The 6,661-nt window shown below is 67.2% G+C and carries 5 protein-coding genes; 2 read left to right on the forward strand and 3 right to left on the reverse strand.

Annotated elements, in window-relative coordinates; all coding sequences use genetic code 11:
* Together JO059_RS01680 and fadD3 are read right to left on the reverse strand one after the other, a co-directional pair.
* The coding region (locus JO059_RS01680; protein ID WP_293314252.1) for an acyl-CoA dehydrogenase family protein at positions 1-765 on the reverse strand (765 nt) is incomplete at its 3' end.
* 1 nt (position 766) lies between these two features.
* Positions 767-2,308, reverse strand: coding sequence for a 3-((3aS,4S,7aS)-7a-methyl-1,5-dioxo-octahydro-1H-inden-4-yl)propanoate--CoA ligase FadD3 (fadD3, locus tag JO059_RS01685; RefSeq protein WP_293314253.1), 1,542 nt, complete (start codon positions 2,306-2,308; stop codon positions 767-769).
* Between the two features lie 119 nt (positions 2,309-2,427).
* Here fadD3 and ipdE1 point away from each other — a divergent pair, with 119 nt between their 5' ends.
* Together ipdE1 and ipdF are read left to right on the forward strand one after the other, a co-directional pair.
* Complete coding sequence (gene ipdE1 / locus JO059_RS01690) at positions 2,428-3,576, forward strand: acyl-CoA dehydrogenase IpdE1 (protein WP_293314255.1); 1,149 nt, start codon at positions 2,428-2,430, stop codon at positions 3,574-3,576.
* Positions 3,573-4,361 (forward strand): (5R,7aS)-5-hydroxy-7a-methyl-1-oxo-2,3,5,6,7,7a-hexahydro-1H-indene-carboxyl-CoA reductase, encoded by a 789-nt coding sequence (ipdF, locus tag JO059_RS01695; RefSeq protein ID WP_293314256.1) that lies wholly within the window; start codon positions 3,573-3,575, stop codon positions 4,359-4,361. The genes ipdE1 and ipdF overlap by 4 nt, the downstream gene beginning before the upstream one ends.
* Before the next feature lie 33 nt (positions 4,362-4,394).
* Here ipdF and JO059_RS01700 read toward each other — a convergent pair whose 3' ends face one another.
* The gene (locus JO059_RS01700; protein ID WP_293314258.1) at positions 4,395-6,455 is read right to left on the reverse strand and encodes a PPE family protein; all 2,061 of its coding nucleotides are present in this window, start codon (positions 6,453-6,455) and stop codon (positions 4,395-4,397) included.
* Positions 6,456-6,661: the final 206 nt, after the last annotated feature.

The raw sequence follows: 6,661 nt of genomic DNA on the forward strand, positions 1-6,661 counted from the left end.
AAGGAAGCGAGCCGGGCTGCGCAGCGACATCCCGCGCTCGTTGCTCGACGTGCTCATCGCCGCGCGCCACCCCTCGTTAGGGGTGCCGATGACATCCCGATCGGGAACGAAGACGTCGTCGAGGAAGATCTCACCGAAGCCGGTGTCACCGCCGAGCTGGGTGATGGGCCGCACGGTGACGCCCTGGGCCTTCAGCTCGAACATGAGGTACGTCAGGCCGTTGTGCCGCTCGGCCGCGGGGTCGGACCGGAACAACCCGAATCCCATTTCGGCGAACGGCGCCCGCGAGCTCCAGATCTTTTGCCCGTTGAGCAGCCAGCCGCCGTCGGTCTTGGTCGCGGTGGACCGCAGCGACGCCAGGTCGCTGCCGGATTCTGGCTCCGACCAGGCCTGCGCCCAAATCTGTTCGCCGCTGGCCATTTTCGGCAGGATGCGGTCCAGCTGCTCCGCGGTGCCGTGCGCGAACAGCGTCGGGGCCAGCATCGAGGTGCCGTTGGCGCTGGCGCGGCCCGGGGCACCCGCGCCAAAGTACTCCTCCTCGAACACCACCCAATGCAGCAGCGGGGCATCGCGGCCGCCGTACTTCTTCGGCCAGGTGATCACCGACAGACCGGCGTCGAACAGCACCCTGTCCCACCGCCGGTGCTGCGCAAAGCCTTCGGCGTTGTCGTAGGACTTGGTGGGAATCGACTCGGCATTGGCCGCCAAGAAGTCCCGCACCTCGGCCCGGAAGGCGGTTGTTTCTTCGTCCAGTTTCAGGTCCAACTCAGCCCAGCTCCCGAAGTTGTCGTTTGAGCACCTTGCCGCCCGCGTTGCGCGGCAACGCGTCGACAAACCGTACCGACCGCGGCACCTTGAAATTCGCCAAATGCTTACGGCTGTAAGTGATCAATGATTCCTCGTCGAGCTCGGAACCGGGCCGGGCCACCAGGAACGCCCGGCCCACCTCGCCCAGCCGCTCGTCGGGAACCCCGATCACCGCCACGTCGAGCACCCCCTCGATCCGCGCCAGCACCTGCTCGACCTCGGCGGGGTAGACGTTGAATCCGCCACAGATGTACATGTCCTTGAGCCGGTCGGTGATGCGCAGGTTGCCGGCCTCGTCCACGGTGCCGATGTCGCCGGTGTGCAGCCAGCCGTCGGTGTCGATGGCCGCGGCGGTGGCCTCTGGATCGTCGAGGTAGCCCAGCATCACGTTCGGTCCACGCAACAGCACCTCACCCTCGGTGGAACCCGGTGATGAGCCGGCGCCGATGCGCAATTCAAAGTCGGCGAACGGGCGCCCGCACGTGGTGGCGACGGTGACCGCGTCGTCGTCGGGCCGGCACATGGTCCCCATGCCGTTGGCTTCGGTCAGCCCGTACGCCGTCAGCACGATGTCGATGTCCAGTTCGGACTGCATGCGTTCAACCAGCACGACCGGCACGGTGGCCGCCCCGGTCACCGCGAACCGCAGCGAGCTCAGGTCGTAGTCGTGGCGCGCCGGGTGATCGAGCAGGCTCTGGTAGATGGTGGGCGGCCCCGGTAAGACGGTAATGCGGTGATGCTGGATCGCCTGCAGAGCCCTCAGTGGGTCGAAGGTCAGGTGTGGGATCAGCGTCGCGCCGGTCTGCAGGCAGGCCAGGATCCCGGCCTTGTAGCCGAAGTTGTGGAAGAACGGATTGATGCACAGGTAGCGGTCGTCACTGGTGATCTTCCCGTTGGCAGCCCACGACGCCGAGGCCGACAGGGATTGTCGGTGCGCGCAGAGCACCCCTTTGCTGCGGCCGGTGGTGCCGGAAGTGAACAGGATGTCGCTGACGTCGTCGGGGTGGACGGCGGACGCCCGCGCGGCGACGGCCTCGGTGTCGCAAGCGGCGGACATGAACTCGTCCCAGGTCCCGTCCGGCGCCTCGATCGGCACCCGCACGATGTGCCGCAACGCGGGCAGGGCGCCGCGGTCCAACCCAGCGACGCGGTCGGCGCCGAGGAATCGACCCATCGCGAACAACACCGGAGCACGGGTGCGGGCCAGGATGTCGCCGGCCTCCTCGGCGGTGTAGCGGGTGTTCAGCGGCACCATCGCGGCGCCGGCGTGGTGGATCGCGAGGCAGGCGACCACCCAGTGCCAGGTGTTCGGCGACCAGATGGCCACCCGGTCGCCGGCCTGGACGCCGAGGGCGATGAGCGCGGCCGCCGCCCGGTGAACCTCGTCGCGCAGGGCGGCGGACGTGAAGGACCGCTCATCGGTGGTCAAGACCTCCTGGTCGGGAAGCCGGCGTGCCAAGCGATCCAGCGCTGCCGGCACGGTGCGGGGATCGTCGGCCATCGATGCTCCTCGAGGACAGGCTCACGGTCCGATTACCCGGCTCCTCCACCCGCCGCTTCGCGGCGCGCATCGTCGCCCGGGTCACCAAAGCAAGTGCTTGGTCGGTTAGCCTACAGGGCATGGAGGACGTCGAGGAGTTCCGGGCGGAAGTACGCCAATGGCTCGCCGACAATCTGAACGGTGAATTCGCGGCGCTCAAGGGGCTCGGCGGCCCGGGACGCGAGCACGAGGCGTTCGAGGAACGCCGGGCGTGGAACCAGCACCTGGCCGCCGCCGGACTGACCTGCCTGGGCTGGCCGGTCGAGCACGGCGGGCGGGGCCTTTCGACCGCTCATCGGGTGGCGTTCTACGAGGAGTACGCCCGCGCGGACGCGCCGGTGAAGGTCAACCACTTCGGGGAGGAGCTGCTCGGGCCGACCCTGATCGCGTTCGGAAGCCCCGAGCAGCAGCGGCGTTTTCTGCCACGCATCCTCGACGTCACCGAGTTGTGGTGTCAGGGATATTCCGAGCCAGGTGCCGGCAGCGACCTGGCGAACGTGTCGACCACCGCCGAACTCGACGGCGACCAGTGGGTGATCAACGGCCAGAAGGTCTGGACGTCGCTGGCCCACCTGTCGCAGTGGTGCTTCGTGATCGCGCGCACCGAACGGGGCTCCAAGCGGCATGCCGGACTGTCGTACCTGCTGGTGCCACTGGACCAGCCTGGCGTCGAAGTTCGGCCGATCAAGCAGATCACCGGCACCTCGGAGTTCAACGAGCTCTTCTTCGACGACGCGCGCACCGACGCCGACCTGGTGGTCGGCGCGCCCGGCGACGGCTGGCGGGTTGCGATGGGAACGCTGACCTTCGAACGCGGCGTCTCGACGCTGGGCCAGCAGATCGTCTATGCCCGTGAGCTTTCCAGGCTGGCCGAGCTCGCGCGGCGCAACGGCGCAGCGGACGACCCGTTCATCCGGGAGCGGCTGACGCGGGCGTGGACCGGCCTGCGGGCCATGCGCAGCTATGCCCTGGCCACCATGGATGTCGAGCGACCGGGCCAGGACAACGTGTCGAAGTTGTTGTGGGCCAACTGGCATCGCGATCTGGGTGAGCTGGCGATGGACGTCATCGGCAAGCCCGGGCTGACCCTGACCGACGGCGAATTGGACGAATGGCAGCGGCTGTTCCTGTTCACCCGCGCCGACACCATCTACGGCGGATCCAACGAGATCCAGCGCAACATTATCGCCGAGCGCGTCCTCGGCCTACCTCGAGAGGTGAAGCGATGAGCCTGTCCGAAGTGCCGAAAGAGGTTGCGGGACATGGACTGCTGGAGCGCAAGGTAGTGGTCGTCACCGCCGCCGCCGGCACCGGCATCGGGTCGGCCACCGCGCGTCGGGCCCTGGTCGAGGGCGCCGACGTGGTCATCTCCGACCATCACGAGCGCCGGCTCGGGGAGACCGGCGACGAGCTGGTCGCGCTCGGGCTGGGCCGGGTCGAGAAGGTGCTGTGCGACGTGACCTCCACCGCTCAGGTCGACGCGCTGATCGACTCGACGACCGCCCGCATGGGGCGCATCGACGTGCTGGTCAACAACGCCGGGCTGGGGGGCCAGACGCCGGTGGTCGACATGACCGACGACGAGTGGGACCGCGTCCTGGACGTGACGCTGACGTCGGTGTTCCGGGCCACCCGGGCGGCGCTGCGGTACTTCCGCGACGCGTCGCACGGCGGGGTGATCGTCAACAACGCCAGCATCCTGGGCTGGCGCGCCCAGCACTCGCAGGCGCACTACGCCGCGGCCAAGGCCGGTGTGATGGCGTTGACCCGTTGCAGCGCAAGGGAAGCCGTCGAATACGGGGTGCGGATCAACGCCGTCTCCCCCAGCATCGCGCGTCACAAGTTTCTGGACAAGACGACGTCGACCGAGCTGCTGGACCGGCTGGCCGCGGGTGAGGCGTTCGGCCGCGCCGCCGAGCCCTGGGAGGTGGCGGCCACCATCGCGTTCTTGGCCAGCGACTACTCCAGCTACCTCACCGGAGAGGTGATCTCGGTGTCCAGCCAGCACCCGTGAGCTGACCGGTCACCGAGGCCTTATCGGAGCGTCTTATCGCGGCCCAAGGTTAGAAAAGCCCGAGAGCAGGGTGGCCGTGTTGTTAGCGCCCGACATGAGGCCGCTGATCAAGCCGGACGGCGTGCCCAGGAACGGAACGGGGCCGGTGGCGCCTTGGTTAGCGATGCCCGAGGTAAAGCCGTCAAAGTTGTGACCGCCGTTGATTGTGTTGAAGAAACCCGAGCCAAAGCCGTTGGCCATCGATCCGCCGGTGAACACGTTGTCGAAGCCGGACACCGTATCGCCGTTGTTTCCAAAGCCGGAGGTCCCGACACCGATGTTGTTGAAGCCCGAGCTAACGACGCCGGGGTTGCCGCTGCCGAGGAACGGTGCCTGGCCGCCGAAGAACCCGGTGTTCAGATTGGCGGCGTTAAAGAATCCCGTATTGGTATTGCCGGTGTTCCCCATGCCGGTGTTGGTGTTACCCGCGTTCCCAAAGCCGGTATTGAAGTTGCCGCCGTTCCCAAAGCCGGTGTCGAAGCTGCCCGAGTTCCCGAAGCCGGTGTTAAACCCGCCCAGCAGGCCGCCCAAGGGTGTGTTCGCGCCGGGTGTTGTCAACAACGAGGTCACGGGCAAACCCGAGTTGCCCACGCCCGTGTCGAACGCGCCCGAGTTGAAGAGGCCGAAGTTGGCGATGCCGGCGTTGCCGAAGCCCATATTGTTGGTCTGGCCCGGGAATGCGGTGTTGACGCCCGAGTTGCCGATGCCCATGTTGCCCGAACCCGAGTTGAAGAACCCGACGTTGTTGGAACCCGAGTTGAAGGCCCCAAAGTTGTTGGTGCCCGAGTTGAGCAGGTTGGCGAAGTTGACGCCGGTCTGACCGTTGCCGGTCAGCCCGATCCCGATGTTGCCGATACCGGTGTTGCCGAAGCCGAAGTTGCCGATACCGGTATTGCCGCCACCGTAGTTGTTGGTGCCGCTGTTTCCGAGGCCCCAGTTGTACAGGCCCTGGTTTCCGAAGCCGTAGTTGGTGATGCCGAGGTTTCCGCCGCCCCAGTTCCAGCCAGCCAGCGGAATCCCGCCGGGGAAAATGCCGCTGTTGCCCAAGCCGACATTGTTGATGCCGATATTTCCGGACCCGAAGTTAAAGAAGCCGGTGTTTCCGTTGCCAAAGTTGAAGGCGCCGCGGTTACCCAAGCCGAAGTTCGGCAGGTAGTTGAGCAGGCCCGAATTGAAGGGGGTCCCGGACAGGGTGCCCGGCAGAGTCAGGAGGCTCCCGAGGCTAAGGCCCGGCAGATTCAGGCCCGGCAGGCCCAGGAGGCCCGGCAGGGCCAGGCCCGGAAGGCTGATGTTCGGCAGAGCCAGGTTCAGGCCTGGCAGGCTCAGGCCCGGCAGCCCCAGGTTCGTGCCCGGCAGGCTCAGGCCCGGCAGACCCAGGTTCAGGCCGAGCAGGCTTAGGCCCGTGCCCGGCAGGCTCAGGCCCGGCAGACCCACACCCGTGCCCGGCAGGCTCAGGCCCGGCAGGCTCAAGCCTGGCGCGGCGCTGGTCATGCCGGCGGCGGCCTGACCCGCCAACCCGGGCAGGCCCCGCAACGTCTGTTGCAGACTCTGCATCGACGTCAACCCTGCGGCCGCCGCCGATGCCCCACCGTGGTAGCCGACCATCGCGGCCACGTCCCGGGCCCACATCTCCTCGTACTCACCCTCGTATGCGGCGATCGCCGGGGCGTTGAGCCCGAACCAGTTCGTCATCACCGCCCGCACGAACGAATTCCGGTTGAGCGCAATGAACGCCGGCTGCACCGTGGCCGCCTGGGCCGCCTCAAACGCGCTTGCCACCGCACGGGCCTGTCCGGCGGCACCGGACGCCTGCGCCGCCGCCTCGCTAAGCCACCCGGTGTACGGAGCCGCGGCGGCGGTCATCGCCTGCGCTGCAGCACCCTGCCACGATTGACCGGTCAACCCCGAAGTCACCGTGCTAAATGAGGACGCCGCCGAACCCAACTCGGAGGCCAACGCCTCCCAGGCCGCCGCCGCATCCAACATCGGTGCCGAACCCGCACCGGCAAACATCCGCGCCGAATTGATCTCTGGCGGCATCGTCAAAAAGCTCATAACCGTTGACCCTCCCGTACACCTTCAACCGGACCCCCGCCGCGACACGCAATAGCGCCCGCGTGGCTCGCCATGTCACCACTTCGTCACACGTGAGCAGTTCGCTGCATCAGGAACACTACGACGGTTCCGCAGCGACCGGGCGGATTTCGCGAAAAATTTCGAACCGGTCTTTCCGCCGGTCGGCCAGATCGACGATCTGGTGG

This window comes from Mycobacterium sp. (genome assembly GCF_019247615.1).
Classification (GTDB): Bacteria; Actinomycetota; Actinomycetes; order Mycobacteriales; family Mycobacteriaceae; genus Mycobacterium.